General features: G+C 59.6%; 16 protein-coding genes and 2 pseudogenes. 9 read left to right on the plus strand and 9 right to left on the minus strand.

What is annotated here, in order from left to right:
* Positions 1-485: 485 nt before the first annotated feature.
* Entirely contained in the window at positions 486-2,072 is a 1,587-nt protein-coding gene (locus I3J27_RS34975) for an adenine nucleotide alpha hydrolase family protein (protein WP_270163371.1), read from the minus strand.
* An 806-nt stretch (positions 2,073-2,878) separates the two neighbouring features.
* Between I3J27_RS34975 and I3J27_RS34980 the strand changes: the two are divergent.
* Positions 2,879-3,227 (plus strand): annotated as a pseudogene (locus I3J27_RS34980) (DDE-type integrase/transposase/recombinase); the annotation flags it as partial.
* Here I3J27_RS34980 and I3J27_RS34985 read toward each other — a convergent pair.
* Positions 3,228-3,602: pseudogene (locus tag I3J27_RS34985) on the minus strand (helix-turn-helix domain-containing protein); the annotation flags it as partial.
* A 44-nt stretch (positions 3,603-3,646) separates the two neighbouring features.
* On the opposite strand from I3J27_RS34985, the gene I3J27_RS34990 reads away from it, so the two are divergent.
* Positions 3,647-3,904 (plus strand): LexA family protein, encoded by a 258-nt coding sequence (locus I3J27_RS34990; RefSeq protein ID WP_270163372.1) that lies wholly within the window; start codon positions 3,647-3,649, stop codon positions 3,902-3,904.
* Between the two features lie 431 nt (positions 3,905-4,335).
* Here the strand turns inward: I3J27_RS34990 and fixJ are convergent, their stop codons facing one another.
* Complete coding sequence (fixJ, locus tag I3J27_RS34995) at positions 4,336-4,944, minus strand: response regulator FixJ (RefSeq protein ID WP_270172969.1); 609 nt, start codon at positions 4,942-4,944, stop codon at positions 4,336-4,338.
* A complete protein-coding gene (locus I3J27_RS35000) occupies positions 4,934-6,307 on the minus strand; it encodes a PAS domain S-box protein (protein ID WP_270163373.1) in 1,374 nt (457 codons plus the stop codon). Before I3J27_RS35000 ends, fixJ begins: the two co-directional genes overlap by 11 nt.
* 553 nt (positions 6,308-6,860) lie before the next feature.
* Between I3J27_RS35000 and I3J27_RS35005 the strand changes: the two genes are divergently transcribed.
* Entirely contained in the window at positions 6,861-7,253 is a 393-nt protein-coding gene (locus I3J27_RS35005; RefSeq protein WP_270163374.1) for a hypothetical protein, read from the plus strand.
* Positions 7,254-7,786: 533 nt separating this feature from the next.
* On the plus strand, positions 7,787-8,242 hold the full coding sequence (locus I3J27_RS35010) for a pseudoazurin (RefSeq protein ID WP_270163375.1): 456 nt from the start codon (positions 7,787-7,789) through the stop codon (positions 8,240-8,242).
* A gap of 154 nt (positions 8,243-8,396) precedes the next feature.
* Here I3J27_RS35010 and I3J27_RS35015 read toward each other — a convergent pair whose 3' ends face one another.
* The 3 genes from I3J27_RS35015 to I3J27_RS35025 form a co-directional block, all read right to left on the minus strand.
* Positions 8,397-10,175 carry an outer membrane protein gene (locus I3J27_RS35015; RefSeq protein WP_270163376.1) on the minus strand — a complete coding sequence of 593 codons (1,779 nt, stop codon included), beginning with the start codon at positions 10,173-10,175 and terminating at the stop codon, positions 8,397-8,399.
* A gap of 667 nt (positions 10,176-10,842) precedes the next feature.
* The gene (locus I3J27_RS39140) at positions 10,843-11,025 is read right to left on the minus strand and encodes a hypothetical protein (protein WP_306417044.1); all 183 of its coding nucleotides are present in this window, start codon (positions 11,023-11,025) and stop codon (positions 10,843-10,845) included.
* 297 nt (positions 11,026-11,322) lie between these two features.
* Complete coding sequence (locus I3J27_RS35025) at positions 11,323-11,775, minus strand: Hsp20 family protein (protein ID WP_270163377.1); 453 nt, start codon at positions 11,773-11,775, stop codon at positions 11,323-11,325.
* A 302-nt stretch (positions 11,776-12,077) separates the two neighbouring features.
* Between I3J27_RS35025 and I3J27_RS35030 the strand changes: the two genes are divergently transcribed.
* On the plus strand, positions 12,078-12,302 hold the full coding sequence (locus I3J27_RS35030) for a plastocyanin/azurin family copper-binding protein (RefSeq protein ID WP_270163378.1): 225 nt from the start codon (positions 12,078-12,080) through the stop codon (positions 12,300-12,302).
* 371 nt (positions 12,303-12,673) lie between these two features.
* The gene (locus tag I3J27_RS35035) at positions 12,674-12,892 is read left to right on the plus strand and encodes an NnrS family protein (RefSeq protein WP_270172970.1); all 219 of its coding nucleotides are present in this window, start codon (positions 12,674-12,676) and stop codon (positions 12,890-12,892) included.
* 202 nt (positions 12,893-13,094) lie between these two features.
* Here I3J27_RS35035 and I3J27_RS35040 read toward each other — a convergent pair whose 3' ends face one another.
* Complete coding sequence (locus I3J27_RS35040; protein ID WP_270163379.1) at positions 13,095-14,339, minus strand: type II toxin-antitoxin system HipA family toxin; 1,245 nt, start codon at positions 14,337-14,339, stop codon at positions 13,095-13,097.
* A complete protein-coding gene (locus I3J27_RS35045) occupies positions 14,336-14,650 on the minus strand; it encodes a helix-turn-helix domain-containing protein (RefSeq protein WP_270163380.1) in 315 nt (104 codons plus the stop codon). The genes I3J27_RS35040 and I3J27_RS35045 overlap by 4 nt, the downstream gene beginning before the upstream one ends.
* Before the next feature lie 750 nt (positions 14,651-15,400).
* On the opposite strand from I3J27_RS35045, the gene I3J27_RS35050 reads away from it, so the two are divergent.
* The 3 genes from I3J27_RS35050 to I3J27_RS35060 all read left to right on the plus strand — a co-directional run bounded on the left by I3J27_RS35050 (position 15,401) and on the right by I3J27_RS35060 (position 17,144).
* Positions 15,401-15,535 (plus strand): hypothetical protein, encoded by a 135-nt coding sequence (locus tag I3J27_RS35050; protein WP_270163381.1) that lies wholly within the window; start codon positions 15,401-15,403, stop codon positions 15,533-15,535.
* A gap of 284 nt (positions 15,536-15,819) precedes the next feature.
* Positions 15,820-16,380 carry an RNA polymerase sigma factor gene (locus I3J27_RS35055; RefSeq protein WP_270163382.1) on the plus strand — a complete coding sequence of 187 codons (561 nt, stop codon included), beginning with the start codon at positions 15,820-15,822 and terminating at the stop codon, positions 16,378-16,380.
* Between the two features lie 2 nt (positions 16,381-16,382).
* Positions 16,383-17,144: a hypothetical protein gene (locus I3J27_RS35060; protein ID WP_270163383.1), complete on the plus strand. Its 762-nt coding sequence runs from the start codon at positions 16,383-16,385 to the stop codon at positions 17,142-17,144.
* Positions 17,145-17,506: the final 362 nt, after the last annotated feature.

The following is a 17,506-nucleotide window of genomic DNA, read 5'->3' on the forward strand; positions in this document are numbered from 1 at the left end:
CCGACAAGATTGCCGTGCAATTGACGGCTTTTCCGGCATTCTGCAGGTCGACGGCTATGCCGCCTACAAGGCGCTGGCGCGCAATCATGGCGGCGCGATCCAGCTGGCTTTTGTCTGGCGCACCGACGCAAGTTCGTCGAGGTGTACAAGACGATGCAGTCGCCATTCGCTCATGAAGTGATCGAACGCCTGCAGGCGGTCTAGCCGAACAGCGGCTTGCGGCCCGCCGCACGCAACTTGTCAAATGGTGCGCGGACCGAACGTTCCGACGTGACGAGCGGGACGAAGAAGTACTGTTTGCTGGGTCCATTTCACCAACTTACGAATCGCCCTCGGTCATCGATCCCGTGCACAATTTAGCATTGGCCAAACCATGCTTGGCACCTACGAGGAGTATGACTCCACGCTCCATGTCATTGATATTCTTTGATATTCTTTTGGACGATTAAGCCTCAGAATTCAGCCGCTGCGTCGGACGGACACCATCAACCAAGTTGCCGGGCGAAACGCTCCGCCCACAGAAAACGCACCAAGGCACTCGTCGCAGAAAATTCGCGCGTTGCTATTACCTTGTTCAGAAGCGTCATAACCGAATCTGGCGAAACCAAGCCTAAGTCCGCCAATGCGCAAGACTTTAGCTGGCATGCAAGTGAGTCCGCCCGCGCGGAAATCGCCCTTGGCAATACAAGCTCGAAACTCTCCTTCTTATAGTCTCGCGGAAACATCTCAAGGCCGTTACGGACACGCATGCAAAGACGGAGCATCTGCTTGTTTGCTCGAAGTTCGAGCGGTAGGGTCGCTGAAAAGTTGATCAATCGCGGATCGCCTAGCGGGGTCACTGGCCAAAGTCCTCGCATCGCGAGAGGTCGAGCATGACACAGTTTCCCTATAAGAGTCGTTGACGCGATGACGCCAGGAGGCGCGCTAAATAGGAAAGACGAACGCGCGGCATCAAGGCCGCGTCTCGTTAGCAAGGCTTCCGCATGTCCAACGGCGATATCGAAGCAACGTGACGACGGAGACCTTGCTTCACCATCCTCGCCAGAGTAGCGAAAGAAGAGCTCATCTCCTCCTATACCGGACCAGATTATCTCGCAACCCGCGTCACGAAACCTACCCCAAAGTGCGTCGAACGCCTCAAGGTAATATTCCGAAACAAGTGGCAGGTGGTGGATTAAGTCGAGATTCAGATCAATCGCCGGCATGTGGGCGTTCATTTCGATCGCGTAGTCGCGGCAATTCAGTGCGGCCACAATACTATTTCGTCTATCAGTCTGGTTGGGGCTACTCTCATCACCCAGTAGTATGCCCCCACATGTTAACGATCCGACGCCCTCGCCGACAGCGATCGCGACGGAAGCGGAATCCATTCCTCCGCTCAATTCCACCGCACTTGCACCACAGTTGGTTGGTCGAGAAACGACAACCTCATGCAGCAATTGATGAAACTCACGAATCGCATCGGTGGTCGTTAACCCAGCGTGCGCATCAGGTAGTGATCGTCTTGGGCCGCAATCAAACAGTGTGTCCGACGTGTCGACGTATAAGCTCGCGCCAACTGTTAGTAGGTTAACGCCGAGGCAGGCTTGCCGTGCAGAGTAGAACGTTCTCATCGCCAGATGATGCGCGATCACTTCGGTGTCAAGCGCGCGCGATTCACGCAAGAAATCAGCAAAGTCCCAGGAAAGCGTCACCGAGCGAATGCGTTCCTCAACGGTGAAATAGATCGGCAGGCTCCCCAATTGGCCAGCTCGCACACGGAGCCGGCCGCCGCTGCGGGCCGCCTCGACGATAATGAAGTCGAGAGGCCAATTCAGGCTCTCCTGATAGCACTGGCGAAAGTGATCGGCAGAGACGTTAGCGGCGACAGCAATCGGGGCGCTCAAGTGAGCTTCCGATCGCAGGCGCTCTCGCGTGACGACGAACCATTGTTCAGACGTCTTGAGGAGAAAGCTCTCGAGACTCTGATGATGGAAAGGGTGAATATAGCTGTCGCCAATTGATATTGAAGAGCCATTGGCCACAGGATCAAAGAGTTCAAGGTCGCGTATCCTCAGGCAGGCCTTGAGCATTGTTTTATAACTCGACCGCCCTCGTCTGAGGGGCGGCGCCAAGTAGGCATAATCCGATAGACTCAGGTGAGATAGCCGGCATAAGCGCTGTCATTCGGGAGAGAGCCCTTGGGCCACTTAATAGTCGGAGGTGCCACTGCTGGAAGTGGAAGGTCCGCTGGCATGGGCCGGGACCGCTCCTGAACGAGCGCTTTGGCGTTAGTCATGTGATACTCCCTTTAACAAGGATTTGAGACGCTAGTGCGCATGTCGTCTGGACACGTTCTGCGGAAGCAATGGCTTGATGTTGTGGCCGACCCTCGTCGGTGTGAACTCTCACATGTGACGCTCCGCGACACAACCTACCAAAATCGCCAGGTCCCCATTCGGACGTGCCGGCCGCCGTCCATCCGAGCTGATGCGCCTCCACGTGCGGCGCGACGATCAAAGTGACAGTGCGTATTGCCGCACATATCGATGCTCCCGGTGATGGGTTGCCTCATCTATTTTGCTCCCGCCTTGGGTTGAGGAGGAGGCTGGGTGCGGAGATGGCCGGGGTTTCGGAGCTGCCGGCCTCCTCCGCTGGCACCTGGCACATCGTCGGGTTGTCGTGAGCTCATGCCCCGGCGGCGTTTTCTCCGTAGGAATCGGACGACTTCTCCTCAGTTAATGCGCCTTTATAGAGGAGGCTAAGCAGGTACCGCGCCAAAGGAGAAATCGTTCTCTGTCAATATGCTAGCTCTAATACTGCTATTTCACTCGTCCGATATTGTCGGGCATCTAACGTACTTGCGTTATCCACTCCGATTGGATTCGCTAGCTCCGTTCGCAGCCACAAAAGACATCTCGACGAAGTCCTTATCTCGATTCCGGCGAACAACATTGGTTCTGGCGCGCTGTCGACCAGAATGGCCTCGTTCTCGACGTCGTGATCAAGCGCCGACGAGATTCGCGCGCGGCGCAGCGGCTCATGAAGAAGCTCTGCAGGGGCGAAAATCACCTTTTACGTCCGCAGCACAACTCTCTCAACAATCGGGGTCCGAGAATTCTCATCAGCCGGCCTGGCGACGCGATCGGATCATGACGCGTTCAAATCGCAGCGTCAGTCTCAACGGTTCCGTCAGTTCACGATCGGGTCGTGAACTTTCCCACATCCCCTGTCCTGGATCCGTCACTGTCGGTGAGTTTGACCTTCGCGCCTGCCAGCAGCTTGAGCGTCCAGCGCGCACGGCCCTTTGGGGGACTGGCACAGGCGGTCGCCACCAGCAAGGCTTCTTCCTTGCCGGTGAGTTTGCGCTTCGCTCCGGGGCACGGCTCTTCGCTCAGCGCCCGCTCCAGATTGCCTTCCACGAAGCGTCGCTTGGTCCGATATCCGGTCGAGCCGCTTACGCCAACGCTCCTTGCGACCTCCTCGTCGCTGGTCCCGGCATCGGCGGCCAGCAAAATCTGCGCTCGCTTGAGGTTGCGGGACGCCTGCTTGCCGCCGCTGAGCAGCACCCTCAGTTCGGTGCGCTCGATTTGGCTGAGTTCGACCCGATAGCGTACATTCATGGCGTGCCGATCTCGTTCGAGGCACGCACGAACAACTGAATCGGATGGCCGGCTTGAGTCCTTCGTCAAAACCCTTCACGCCCACGCAGGGGCAGTATCTGGCTTTTATCCACCTCTATACCCGGCTGCATCGCAGGCCCCCGGCCGAGACCGACATGCAGGAATATTTCCGCGTCAGCCCGCCTTCGGTTCACCAGATGGTGCTGACGCTGGAACGCGTCGGCCTCATCAGACGGCAGCCAAGGACGCCTCGCAGCATCGAGGTCCTCATTGATCCGAAACTCCTGCCGGAGCTAATCTGACCGCCGGACCCAACCTGTCAAAATCACTGTGCAGAGCCACTAGGCGGGATCGTCTCGAAAGCCGATGCATTGAAGGCTTTGTTCCCAGTCAAGCGGCATCCTGCCGCACGACGTGACATGATGGGTACGGCCATCGACGAGATCATGTTGCACCACATCATGAGGGTCCGAGGAGATTGCAGCGCGTGCTGCAGCTGATGGAAAAGCGGAATGATGTCGCTGTGTCACTGGCGGAGGCCGCCAACTGAGACGGCCCTACTTTTCCGTTCCGTTGTTCCGTTCGAGCATCGCCATCTCAACGTGTTCCGCAAGACCCGTCAGATGGCTCGCTAGCCGATCAAACAGATCGCTTGGCCTTGTCGGTCGCAAGGTCCCGGATCAGGGCGCACTCAGCGGCATCTCTGTGAAGCTATTGCGTGGTTGCCCAGCCCTCACAGACCCGCAGCGAGCGCGAGACGCATCAGTTCGGACATGCTGCGCGCCCCCGTCTTCGCCATGAGGTTGGCACGATAGACCTCAACGGTGCGCGGACTGATGCTGAGGTCATGCGCAATGACCTTATTGATTTTGCCTGCCACAAGCCCCTGCAGGACATCCCGCTCGCGCGGTGACAGATCGGCAAGCCGCGCTTCAGCCTCCTTCTTCGCCGAGCTCTCGCTTCCTGCCGCGGGCCGCGCCTCCAGCGCAGAGCGGATTGCCCCCAGCAGCGCGGCATCGTCGAACGGCTTTTCGATGAAATCCGCGGCACCCGCCTTCATCGCCTCCACGGCGAGCGCGACGTCGCCGTGACCCGTGATCAGGATGACCGCGCTGGATGTTCCTTGGCGTTTCAGCTTCCTCACCAGCTCGATGCCGCTTATGCCCGGCATGCGAATATCGGAGACGACGCAGCTCAACGTCCCGGCGCAGGCGCCAGCCAGAAAAGCGTCGGCCGTCTCGTAGACCTGCGACTTGTATCCATTGACGTCGAGCAGGAACGCCAGCGAATCCCGCATCGCAGCGTCATCGTCGATGACGTGAATGACCGTCTTATCGTTCATCGCCCGCCTCCGTTTCGGCGAAGGGCAGCGTAAACTCAAACATTGTGCCGCCGCCGTCATTGGGGCGCGCCGCGACGCGGCCGCCATGTGCTTCGATGATGGTTCGGCAGATTGAAAGACCGACACCCATGCCGTTTGCCTTGCTGGTGACGAAGGGTTGAAACAGCTTCTCGTCGATCTCCGGCGCGATGCCCATGCCGGTATCAGTGACGGAGAAGAATGCGAACCTGTTCTGGCGGATGACACCGATGGTCAGCTCGCGCCGGCTACTCGTCTCCATCGCCTCGATGCCGTTCCTGATGAGGTTGAGCGCGACTTGCTGAATCTGCACCTTGTCGACGACGATATCGGGAAGATTGTGGTCACAGCGCAGCGAAACGCGCACCCCCTGTTCCCTGGCGCCGACCAGGGCCAGCGCCGCCGCCTCCTCGAGCAGCGTCGCCGGGTTCTCGATGGTGTGCTCGGTCTCGCCTTTGGCGACGAACTCCCGCAGGCGCTTGATGATGTCGCCGGCGCGCAACGCCTGGTCGGCGCTGCGGTCCATGGCCTCGCGCACGCGCTCCTTGTCGACCTCACCTGCCTTCAGCAAGGTCGCGGCACCGCGCAGATAACTTGTGATCGCGGACAATGGCTGATTGAGTTCGTGCGCGAGCGAGGACGCCATCTCGCCCATGGCGGTCAGCCGCGACACGTGCACCAGCTCGGACTGCAATTCCTGCATCCGGCGCTCCTGGGTTCTCCGTTCGGTCAGGTCGCGGACAAAGCCGGTAAAGTATCGCTCGGCGCCGGCCTTGGCCTCGCCCACTGCGAGCTCCATCGGAAACGTCGAGCCATCCTTGCGCTCGCCGACCACGATCCGCCCGATCCCGATGATGCGACGCTCGCCCGTAGAGCGGTAGCGATCGAGATAGCTATCGTGCTCCTGCCGGTACGGCGCGGGCATGAGGATCGAGACATTCTTTCCGATCGCCTCCGCGGCCGACCAGCCGAAGAGGTGCTCGGCTGTGACGCTGAAGGATCGCATGATGCCCCGCTCATCGATCAGAACCATGGCTTCCGGGACGGTATCCAGGATCGACTGGAGCTGCGCCTGCCGATATCGGGCGTCTTCCGTCTCCCGCAACAGCCGGTCGCCCATCACGCCGAGGATGAGCCCCATGACTGCGAAGAACGAGACATCGATCAGGTTCGCCGGGTTGCTGTAAAGGCTCGGTCCCAGGAAGTAGCTGGCGCTCGCAAGACACAACAGAGTGGCGAAGATTGCAGGCCCGCGGCCGCCAGCAAATGCCGCAAAGACCACGACCGGAACATAGATCACGGTGAAGGTCCGATCCTCGAAATAATGATGCAAGGCAAGGCGCATGCAAAATATGGCAGCGACGGCAGCGGCCGCCGCCCCGTAGCGAAGCCAAAATCGGCCTTGTGCTGTCATTCAGTAGCCCGATGCAGAAACGAACGCGCCTTTGCGAGACTGGGACGGTGATCGCCTCATAGCACGACTGGCCGTCTCTTCGGCAAGAGGGGAGCTGGAGCAAACTAGTCTTTCGAAGGCCATGGACGCCAGTGCGTCGGATGGACGACAACCCGCTCACGGGTCGTATCATTGACCCAGCCGCTCGGAGTGCGACGGCAGGCGAAGATCAGCGGATGCACGCGATTGCCTTCGATCACAGCGAGCTCGAGCGCTCGCTCGTACGGGGCCGTCGAAATCCCTTCCCACATTGCTCGCTCGTCCATTGCTTCCATCTCGCAGGGTACCCTCGCCCGCCTGAGGAGCATGCAACGGTCGCGCATCCAGCGCCTTGGCGAGACTTCTACAAAGAGTGCACACTAGCAACGCTTGCCGCCGGGGCATTGACGCAGGTCAAGAACGACGCCCAGCCGTTGTCCGTCAATCCGGCGAAGCGGTCATCGCCGTGCTGCTTGCATTAACACAACAGGCGGCAACGCCAGACGCGCAGACCGGCACCATGATAGAGATCGCGTTCCCGACCATCGAGCTGATTGTCGACACAATCATACAGCGTTCGCCTTCGAGCATCCGAATCTCCCTCGATTTCAACATGCATTTCGCCGGCGGCCTGATCGCGACCTTCCACGCGGTCGACGAGGCCTACCGCGAACACGGGATCGATCTCGAGAAATTTCTGGAACGGCTGCGCGAGCCCGCGCAAATTACGTTGAGGTTGGCCGAAACCGCCTCGGCTGGCCTCGGCAAGCCCGAACGACTCATGAGGTTGCGCAGAACGATCCACTGGCGACCGCCTTCAACCAACTCCCGTTGCGCCATACACCGAGGATTTGGCTGACCGGATGCAGGATATCGATCCCCGGGTCGGTCTTGCCGCCGACCTGCTCGGAAAGGCGTAACAGCATGCGAAACCCGCTGCTCGACCGGCTCGCGCGACATTTCCAGCACCCGCGTCTGAGTGTCCTGCAGCCGGCGGCCGACGGTCTGTAGCGCATTCACCGCAAGCACCGCAAATTTCGCCGCCAGCCGTTGCCGCGCTACCGACGGACAGCACGGCGCCGTGTTGTCAACGCGCAAATGGCCGTGCAACAGCACGAGAAACAACTTCGCATCGGGCCCCGCTCGACGACAGCGGTGTCCTTCTCATAGCGGACGGAGCGCGCCGGACGCGAAGTTTCGAGTTCTCCAGGTGAAAGTCAGGAAAACAACGGGATCTCGACCGAACGGTCGATTGCCGGCATTTTCTCTCCGCGGCAGCTCCAGAGTGATCACAAAAGGGAGATTCTTCGGAAAGATTGCGTCAGCTCAAATCTCGACCGGCCTTCCAGCTCTAGTTAGTGGCCCGTCAACTCGCCACGACAGGAAATTGCAATGCACAAGGCGCTACTTCTGGCCGCCGCAGTGATGCTGACGATGACGAGCTTCGCTGCCGCGGCCGAAATCGAGATCAAGATGCTGAACAAGGGTTCTGACGGCAGCGTAATGGTGTTCGAGCCGGCGCTGGTGAAAATCGCGCCCGGCGACACCGTAAAATTCGTTGCCTCCGACAAGGGACACAATGCCGCGAGCATCAAGGGCATGCTGCCGGACGGCGCGGCTCCCTTCGTCGGCAAGAATGGCGAAGACATGAGCGTGAAATTCGATCAGGCCGGCGTCTATGGCGTGAAGTGCGTGCCGCATTACGCCTTGGGCATGGTGGCGATGATCGTGGTCGGCACGCCGACCAACATCGAGCAGGCCAAGGCGGTGCCGCAGGTCGGCAAAGCCAAGCAGATGTTTGCGACGCTGTTCGAGAAACTGGAAGCCGCCAAGACTCCCTCCAAGTAGGAGAGCTCCCGTATGTCGGTCGCGCGCCTTCGCGCAACTATCAGGGTCCCGTAGAACGACATCGCGTTCTGGAAGGGCGATCACTTGTCGCGCACGACATCTGACCGCCGCCGCACGCAACCGGTCAAAACACCGTGCAGAGCCACCTGGCTTGTCAGTCAAATTTGTAGGAGGCCTGGATGAACGTACCCCATCGTTCCATGCGGTATTTCGCAAGAGCAGGCCCTTGGACGCGGGTATTCTCTAAATTGGCGTTGTAGGTCACATCGCTGTCCTTCCTGGTCCACATTGACCAATACCGGCCACCAACTCCGATGCTGACATTCTTGGTGAGAAAGTAGGAAAGCACCCCTTCCACCTGAAGGCCTCCACCACCGTCTCCGCGCTGATCGTAGAAAGTTGTCGCTGGGCGGAGGAGATGGTTGTCGCGACCAGTGAAATCGGTCCATGGCAGGTAAGCTACGTCGGCGCTCACGCGCCAGCGTTCAAGCACCAAAGCCTCGGCGCTGAGGCCGATGCGCGGCGCATTCCAATTGGTGTCTTGACTGCCGATGATCTGCCGCTGCCCCGCGCATGCCCGGGCCGGCGAGGACGAGGCGATCCGCACGCAACCTATCGAATCAGACTTCTGGCCGTAGGAGGTCCATCCGATAAATGCGCCCAGCTTGTAGGTGCTGCCGCGCAGAAAATCGTAGCCGGCGTCCGCCGTGTAGTACACGAACCGTCCGTTCGCCTGACCTGATAACGTGTTGGAATAGGCACGGTTCAAGATGCTCGAATCCTCGTCGTTCATCTTTCCTTTGTTGAAGCGTCCGAGGCCGATATTGCCCTTCAGGAATATCCCAAAGGGGCTGTCAAGGCGTCCGAACAACTCGCCGGACACTCCGTCGAGCCCCTGATAGGTGAGCCTGGAACTGGGAACGCTCTCATCTCCTGGAAACCGGGGCGGAATTGTGTAGTCCCACTGGAAAGCTCCCCGGCTGAGCCAGACCCGTGAGCCGCCTTCGAGCGACCAGTCGCCTGTCGATAGAACAGGCTTGGCTTCGGCGGTCGCTGTTGCGGGGTGCAGCGGCGCATCGGCCCATTCCGCCCTCGGATCGACGCCAAAGTGATAATTCAAGCCGACTTTACCGACGTGATAATCGCTGGATAGACTGCTGGTGCTGGCAGGAATGATCGCAAGGGGCGGACGCTGCACGGTTGGAGGGGTCGCCACGCGAGGGCCGGCAAACCCCATATAGTCGTACTCAAATTTGACGGACCAGGCGGGTGTGAGCTGCTGCTCGATGCCGACGCCGACAGTCCCGCCGAAGCGACCGTCATCGAACTGCGTCGTATGCCGCGGGAAGCCGGCAAAGTTCCTGTCCCGGAATTCATTGTGATTGGCGATCGCACCGCGATTGTTTTGCCAAGCGGCGCCGCCTTTGACGTAGGCCAGCGTGTGGCCGTGCGGGCCGAAAGCGTAACCCACACGACCGGTTGCCGTGGCAACGACGCTTGGACCCGCGTTGCAGGTTGCGATCACAGCAACGCTGGAGAAGGCAAGACAGGTGTTTGTGCCGTCCGAGACAGCACGGCTCGCCTCCAGTTCGACGCCGAACACCCAGCGGTCCCTCTGCCAGTTGTAGCCGATCTGGCCGCCGGCCAGGAATGCAGGCGTATCAACGACGTCCCCGTAGATTGACCGGCCATAGGGATCACTGAACGACGTCCGGCCGTAGCCCCCGGCGACGTGTCCGCCGATATATCCTCCGCTCCAGCTCCACGGTCTCGGCGGGACTTTTGCTGACGGCCTAAGATCTGTTGAATTGACCACTCCGCTTGCAACGAGCGCAGCTGTTGCGGCACCCCAGGTAAGAACTTCAAATCGCATCATCACCCCATAATGTGCGTCATCATCGAACGAAGGCTGATCACGCACAGAAATTTGCACCCGTCCTTCGGTGGACCGGGTACGACATCTGTTTCACGCATGTCGCCGCAGCGCATGCATCAGCGACACACCGAGATGGAAATGCGTCGAAGCTCACCCTGCGACGGGCAGAGGGTCTGACCGCAGTCCAAAATCGTTGCGTTGCTGATGCTGTGACGCCGCTTTACACACGCAGCCTTCGCGATTGCAGGATTGAGGCCAGCGCCAAACCGGCCTTCATGGCCTCTGGCTTGTCGCGCCCAATGTCGCGTTCGCGGTAGCTTGGCGAGCTTCGGACAAGCCGTCCGTTTGCTTTCGGACATAAGCGGCTTGGAGGCGCCGCTACCCGCCTCCGACCGCACGCGTGCCTCTGCATAGCGATCATGACTCTTTGGAAGGGTCTGGGATCGGCTTCGACCGATTTTGGCGCGGGCCTTGTCAGTAGCGAACATCCATTTGATGCGGGAGCATCCCGGCATCCCTCGGCCGTTCTCAAGCGGTGATCGCGCGGCGCAATCGGTTAGATCATCGATCCAGCGATAGACGCATTTTCCCCGCAAGATGTTCGATCTCGATCTCAATCATGTTGAGCCAGCTCGCACCCTTGGAGGTGTCGTGGAAGTCCGAGCCGCCTGGCTTCGGCGGCGGGAATGTCTGATCAGGGGGCGCCGGCGATGTGGGTCGATCATTATCCTGCGCGATGCCAATAGATGTCGCCGGCGGCGTCTTGCTGGCGAGGATCGGACGGCAGCTTCGAGCGGTCATGGAAGAAGGCGCCCAAACGCGGGACAGTGATAGCGACGCCGGCATGCAATTGCCGCGGGCCGCCATCCAGCACGCAGAGCGCTTCCAGGATCTCGTCGATGGTCACCGGCGCCTTGAGCCCTTCGGGAGCCCTGAGCGGCGGGCACGACGCGATCGCGGTCGCATCCGGTGCTTCATAAGGCAGGATGGCGCGCTTCTCGGAAAAGCTGAGGCCTGGGCGTGAGACTACACCCCGCGGGTGCTCGAACGGGCGCCGGGATGAAGGAAAGAGTTGAAATCGACAATGTTGTCGTCAGGCGCGGTCGTCGGCCGCATGGTCGCCTCCTGATCCAGGACGAGTTGCAGCATCCGCCGCGCAGGTCCTCGCGGCGGCAATTTCGGATTTTTCAGATTTCGAGACCGATCAGGCGAACCGGGATCCGATCTGTGTGACGTTGCTCGCAGCGATGCCGTCGATCGCGATGCGGCGTGGCTTCATCGCCTCGGGGATCTCCCGCTGCAGGTCGACGATGAGCAGACCGTTCTCGAAGCGCGCGCCCTTGACCTCGACATGCTCGGCGAGCGTGAACTGGCGCTTGACATTGCGCGCCGAGATGCCGCGATGCAGGTAGGTCTTCTCTTCCTTCTCGCTCTTGCGGCCCTCGAGGGTCAGGACGTTCTGCTCGGCCGTCAACGCGACTTCGTCCGGAGTGAATCCGGCCAGCGCCACCGAGATCTGGAAACGGTTCTCGTCGAGACGTACGATGTTGTAAGGGGGATAGCTCTCTTCGGCGGTCCGCTGGACCTCGTCGAGAACGTCGAAAAGGCGGTCGAAGCCGATGGCGGACCTCCCGAGGGGAGTCCAATCATACCTCATCGCCAAATCCTCCCTGGAGCAAGATGGGTACGAGCAGGCTCCGGACATCGTCCGGCGCCCGACTCATTCGCGGGACCCCGAGAGCATCCCGATCGCCCCGGTGGCGACGCCGAAAAGACTAAGAAGGCCGGAAAAGGTTTCAAGGGGGCGCAGCGAATTAATGCCGGCAAGGACTGGCCTTGGTTAGCCCCCTCCATCCATGCTCCTCGGTCACTTTGACATCCTGGATATCGTCGAACTCCGTCAACGCGAGACGACAGGAGATCACAATGCACAATGCGCTGCTTCTGGATGCCGCAGCGATGCTGACCGTGACGAGCTTCGCTGCTGCGGCCGAAATCGAGGTCAAGATGCTGAACAAAGATTCAGATGGCGGCCTCATGGTGTTCGAGCCGGCGCCGGTGAAAATCGAACCCGGCGACACCGTCAAATTCGTTGCCGCCGACAGGGGACACAATGCCGCAAGCATCAGGGCATGCTGCCGGACGGCGCGGCTTCCTTCGTCGGCAAGAATGGCGAAGACATGAGTGTGAAATCCGATCAGGCCGGCGCCTATGGCGTGAAGTGGCTGCCGCATTACGCCATAGTCACGTGGCGATGATCGTGGTCGGCACGCCGACAAACATCAAGCAGGCCAATGCGGTGCCGCAGGCCGGCAAGGCCAAAGCAGATGTTTGCGACGCTGTTTGAGAAAATGGAAGCCGTCAAGCCCCCACTCCAAGTAGGGGAAGCCCCGTATGTCGGTCCCGCGCCTTTACAACGACCGGGGTCCCGCGACGTCCTACAGCTTCCGCGTTCTTCCTGCTGGGGTTAATCTATGCCGGCGCGGTGATCCCACTGTGGCTGGCGTATTTGCTGGAGACCCTTCGAAGAAATGCGGTTCGGCTGCCTCGCGGCGATGCTCGGCGGGTTTCTGCATACGGCCGTTCCGCACTGGACCGGCCGACTTCCGCTGCCGGGCACGCCGCGAGTGCCGGTCTCCACCCGGCTCGCTGGTCGGATCGCGGTGTTCTTATCGCCGTCAATCGGATGCGCGGCTCCCTGTCGATCGACGCGGCATTTTCTCGCTTCGTTGCGACGAGGATTGTCGCAGCCGCATCGGGGCCGACCTCGGTGACGAGATCGGGAAAGAGCTGATGCGCGGGCGAATGTCGGCGCCTTCAGCCGCAGAAAGAAGATCGCCTTCGAGAACGAGCCGTCGCCTCTTGATTGGCATGATGCCCGGAAGCCTGGCTGGAAAATCTGTGAGCGAGCGCATTCGGCAACATCCCTTATGCGATGGCAGGATCGGGGGATGTGCGCTTCAAGACCTGCCGACCTTAAAGGTCGAGGATGGCTGCCATTTCATCGACATGCGCATCGATCCGCTCGAGGACCTGCGCAGGCACAACATCGCGTTCCGGAAGAGCCGACCACTTGTCGCGCGCAACCGCCGCAGTCTCAGCGACTGCTGTCACCACGGCCCCTTCCGGAAGACGGCTGCGGTTTGCAAAATTGCGCCAGCGCTCCTGGGTCAGCGCCTTGAACGACTTTTCGCCGGCAAGGCTGAGCGCCATGCCGTCCTTTGGGATGTAAGGAATCGTTGAAAGCACGTCATAGACAGGCGACAGTGTTGGTGTCCGGCCATCTCCGGGATACAGCAGCGACCAGTTCTTCAGATGCATGTCACCGTTGCCGGTGAGCGCTGTGAGGGCGAGGCGTCGCACAAATTCGATAGCTGCATCGAAGGAGACGCCGCTGTTCAGCGCTGCCGCAATGTTGTGATAGGCTGCGCCGGTGTATTTCTCGGACGGATATCGGCCAAACACTTGCGCGAAATCCTCCATCTGCACGCGCGCGCCGCTAGCCTCGCGGTCGAAACGGCGGACAAGCAGAACCTTGCCCGTGGACATGGTGTTGAATTCTTCCGGGATGCCGGCAAACTCTGATCTGTCGACGAGTTCACGGGCGGGCACGTCCATCCCCAGCGCTTCCGCAAGGGCGAGGATTGCGAATTCGTTCTCCGATAGGCCGATGTGCGTGAGGGAGGGAAATTTCGCGATGTATTGCCCTTGTTCATCGTCCACCGCGAGCGTGATCCCGCCTTCCTTTCCCGTGTTTTTCATGACCGACAGTTTCATCTGCACGCCGGCGAGCGAAAAGCGCGCCTTCTTGTTGCCCTCCGCTTCCGGACCAATGGGAACGGGGATGCCGTCACTTGGCAGCGCGCGCACCGCGCCGGGCAGATTGGTTCCCAGAGCTGTGAGCAGATCGAAATCGTTGCCCGGCCTGACTGACGCCGCGTGGTGCTTTTCCATCGCCTCGCGCAGCTTCTCTTCGGGCAAAAGGTTTGCAAAGAACGGTGGAAGTGCGCCGCGGATCGGTTTCGGGTCCCTGCGAAGGCCGCCATCGATCGATCGAAGCGACAGGCTGAAGATCGGCGGGTTGTTCAAGCTCCGATAAGAAGGCAAGAGGTTGAACGCGTTGTAGTCGCCCGGCGTCCGGACGAGGGTGCCGACCGGAAGATTGTTCAACGAGATATCGAGCGACTGGATACGCTCCGCGGCGTGGGGTGTCGCGCTCATGATCCTTCCTCGTCTTCGACATCCGACGTGAACGCAGGACGATCATCATCACTATCCGCAGGCTGGAGCATCGACTGAACAGCGGGCACCATCGCCTGGGGGACCAGCATCATCTCCATGCCAAGTGCGCGTGCGACGTTGACAAGCGTGGTTGCACGGGCGGCGGCAGCCCCCGTTTCGATGTCCCGATAGCGAGGCCTGCTGATATTGGCCCGCTGGGCGATTTGTTGCTGCGACAAGCGAGCGGCCAAGCGCGCCTTGCGAAAGCGCAAGCCAAGGTCCTTGAGGAGCGGATCCGATGTAGAAGACATGATACGTTTTCAGATCATTAATGAGCTAAATGATACGTGCACAGATCATGACAGACTTGTCAATCTGATATGTTTCCGTATCTTTCGGATCGCCAATGAATCGTAAACGAGTCTTTTGCTGGCCGGGAGAGCCAATGCCCTCTGTTCCCTGGTGGCCCCCCGGGAAGGCTGATGGAAACGAGCTGGGCCTTGGTCCCCTTTCACGGCGCTACCTGCGGGGCTGGTGGGAAGACCCGAAGCGCCATTCACCCTTTGGCAATCGGCCAGGTTACCAGGCCCTGGCGCTCGGCCGATCTTCCGGCTGCGCCCGTAGCGGCCTGCATTTTCCAAGACCGTAACTCATGGAACTGAAGCGCCCTTCGTTGCCTCCGATCCCATGCATCAAGTTTGGTCTTCCGCAGTGAACCTGGTCTGCTGGATGATCTGATCCAGACAGTTCCTGCCCCCGCTCAGTAGGAGAGCGGGGACGGCTTTCCGTCTCGCTCGCTTTCGACAGCACGCTCGCCATCCAACAGGATGACGTGGCCGGCGAATTTTGCGAAACGAAGCCGATCAGGTGATGCAGGATATGCACGATGCTCTTGCCACCGGAGGAAACCGTGTGATCGCCTTCATCACCGCCAATTCTCGCTTGCCGGTGCTGTCGGCGCGAAAAGCGGCGCCCGGCGTCAGTCCCGAGTGCAATTGTTGGCGGAAAGCACCCGTTTCATCCCGGAAAGCTCGAGACTATCGCCGTCCAGGAGTGCCTTCATGACTCCCGCTTCCTTCTCGTCACGTGCGGCTGCGATTTTCACGACCGCGGCCCTGGTCGCCGTCGGCACGACCATCACGCCGTCATCATCCGCGCTGACGATGTCGCCCGGCTGGACGGCAACACGCCGATGACGATCGGCTGATTGATCGTCCCGAGCGTCTCCTTGACGGTGCGCTTCGTGAAGAGCCCATAGCTGAACACCTTGAAGCCGAGCTTGCAGATCGCCGGCCCGTTGCGCCGGAAGTCTCATGCCAAAAGAACAGGCCGCTGTTTTTGCAAAGATTTTATGTTGTTGAATTTATTTGATCGAGTGGGATGAAAACCTGCCGCAGGCTCGCCTACCCCAATGAGATTCAGCTGTTCGCCAACCCGATCGGCGGCGAGCATTAGAATGCCTCGATCAAGGCGGTGAAGGATGCAAAAACGACCGGACTGGGTGGACGACATCGATTGGGACGACCTCTATCCAAGAGTCCTCGCTGTCGCCTATCGGATGAGTGTCGGCCGAGCGAACAGGCGGCACGAAGCCGAACAACTTGCGCAAGAAGCCATTACGCGGAGCTTCACAACCAGGACGGTTGATTTAAAAAAATACGAACTCTTCGTCTATCTCGTCGGCATCATGCGAAGCATTCGCAGCGATCAGATGAGATCACCAGGCGCAAGGTTGTTCGATTTCGATGATGAAGCGGTGATCCGCTTCCCCGCGCGTCCCACTCAAGACGACGCGCTGTCGATCACGAGTCTTTCGCAACTCATCGAACGACAGGACCCAGGGGCCAACCAAGTGGCGATGCATATGCTCACAGGACTGAGAACCTCGCGTGAAATAGCCGAGGCCATGAGTGTTTCTCCTCAAAAAGTGGACGCGCTCAAGAAGAGTTTGCGCCGCATCATTCTGGAGCTTGGAGGGAACGACTTGCGCCTCAAGCGCAAGTCGCCGTCTGGCACCAAGATCGCTAATCTGGAGGAGTAAACATGGATAAATCGCTTATCGAAACGATCTTGGCTCGCCTCGACGCGAACCCGCCGGAAGATCATACCGATGTTCTCGATTATCCGGACGCCGTCATTCGAGAGGAACTGCGAGCCGCGGGACTGCGCCCCGAAATGCCGCAGGCCTTGCGCGAGCTGACGGGAAAGTCTCAGGGCGATCCGAAGCCTCGGGGAGAACTCCACTCGCATGGGCGGTTCGGCGCTGCTGCAGACTCGATTGCGCGCTTATTCACGACGCGATGGTGCTTGCGCCTAGGGTTTGGAATAGCTGGCTTCGCTCTCATTGTGAGTACGATTACGATGACCGTATTCTCGCTCCAGTTGCGAGCTGAAGTTGCCGAGATGCACTGGATCAACCAGTCCCTTAAGCCTGCGCGCTCAGAATCGCTAGCAGATGTCGTCGGCTCGGTTGTGAGGCAGCAAAGGGACGTCACAGCAGAGCTAAAGAACAGGCAAAATGAGATTTCCGAGATCGCCTTACAGATCAAGACTGCGCGGGCTTCCTTTGCCGATCGGGAAGGACAGATCATGTTCTCCCCTCTGGCAATCCAAGAGACTCAAGCCTCTGGAATGAAGGATCGGACATTGTCTTTGGCTCATGCCATGCCATCCACATCGAAGGCAATCGAGATGCCAAGATTGAATCGCGACGTTAGCTTGTCCATCGACCTCGAGAAACTCGGCTATATGGGCAGCGTTCGGTGCTCGCCATTGCCAACCAATACTGACAAAATCCGGCCCTGAGAGCCAGCAATCAAGCCGGCGAGTGCACTCTCACTCGCCCGCTTCTTCTAAATGCCCAGCGCATGAGCAATCGCCATCGCGAAGTAGATCAGTGAGATGGCGGCGTAACTCGCGCAGATGATCAGGGTCTCCTTGTTCATTTTCTGGCTCCCTGCTCATTCGATTCGTTCGCTGTTGATTGGCCGGTCGGGACGTGAGCTTTGTTTGAAGACCGCCAATGAACCCAGGCGACGACCAAATAGATGACCGAAATTGCGATATATCCTTGCGCCTCAAGCATCCAAAACGCCTCCATCCAGCCTGTCGTTACTCAGTAAGGCGGCCCAGGTTCTGGATTTCGGATCGCGCGACGCGCGATTGCT

The sequence above is a fragment of the Bradyrhizobium xenonodulans genome (assembly GCF_027594865.1).
Taxonomy (GTDB): domain Bacteria; phylum Pseudomonadota; class Alphaproteobacteria; order Rhizobiales; family Xanthobacteraceae; genus Bradyrhizobium; species Bradyrhizobium xenonodulans.

What these genes read in the sequence shown, in the direction of transcription:
- I3J27_RS34975 (WP_270163371.1), bottom strand. Translation starts at nt 2,072, where the DNA reads ATGCTCAAGGCCTGCCTGAGGATACGCGACCTTGAACTCTTTGATCCT.
- I3J27_RS34990 (WP_270163372.1), top strand. Translation starts at nt 3,647, where the DNA reads ATGGCCGGCTTGAGTCCTTCGTCAAAACCCTTCACGCCCACGCAGGGG.
- fixJ (WP_270172969.1), bottom strand. Translation starts at nt 4,944, where the DNA reads ATGAACGATAAGACGGTCATTCACGTCATCGACGATGACGCTGCGATG.
- I3J27_RS35000 (WP_270163373.1), bottom strand. Translation starts at nt 6,307, where the DNA reads ATGCGCCTTGCCTTGCATCATTATTTCGAGGATCGGACCTTCACCGTG.
- I3J27_RS35010 (WP_270163375.1), top strand. Translation starts at nt 7,787, where the DNA reads ATGCACAAGGCGCTACTTCTGGCCGCCGCAGTGATGCTGACGATGACG.
- I3J27_RS35025 (WP_270163377.1), bottom strand. Translation starts at nt 11,775, where the DNA reads ATGAGGTATGATTGGACTCCCCTCGGGAGGTCCGCCATCGGCTTCGAC.
- I3J27_RS35030 (WP_270163378.1), top strand. Translation starts at nt 12,078, where the DNA reads ATGCTGACCGTGACGAGCTTCGCTGCTGCGGCCGAAATCGAGGTCAAG.
- I3J27_RS35035 (WP_270172970.1), top strand. Translation starts at nt 12,674, where the DNA reads ATGCTCGGCGGGTTTCTGCATACGGCCGTTCCGCACTGGACCGGCCGA.
- I3J27_RS35040 (WP_270163379.1), bottom strand. Translation starts at nt 14,339, where the DNA reads ATGAGCGCGACACCCCACGCCGCGGAGCGTATCCAGTCGCTCGATATC.
- I3J27_RS35045 (WP_270163380.1), bottom strand. Translation starts at nt 14,650, where the DNA reads ATGTCTTCTACATCGGATCCGCTCCTCAAGGACCTTGGCTTGCGCTTT.
- I3J27_RS35050 (WP_270163381.1), top strand. Translation starts at nt 15,401, where the DNA reads ATGACTCCCGCTTCCTTCTCGTCACGTGCGGCTGCGATTTTCACGACC.
- I3J27_RS35055 (WP_270163382.1), top strand. Translation starts at nt 15,820, where the DNA reads ATGCAAAAACGACCGGACTGGGTGGACGACATCGATTGGGACGACCTC.
- I3J27_RS35060 (WP_270163383.1), top strand. Translation starts at nt 16,383, where the DNA reads ATGGATAAATCGCTTATCGAAACGATCTTGGCTCGCCTCGACGCGAAC.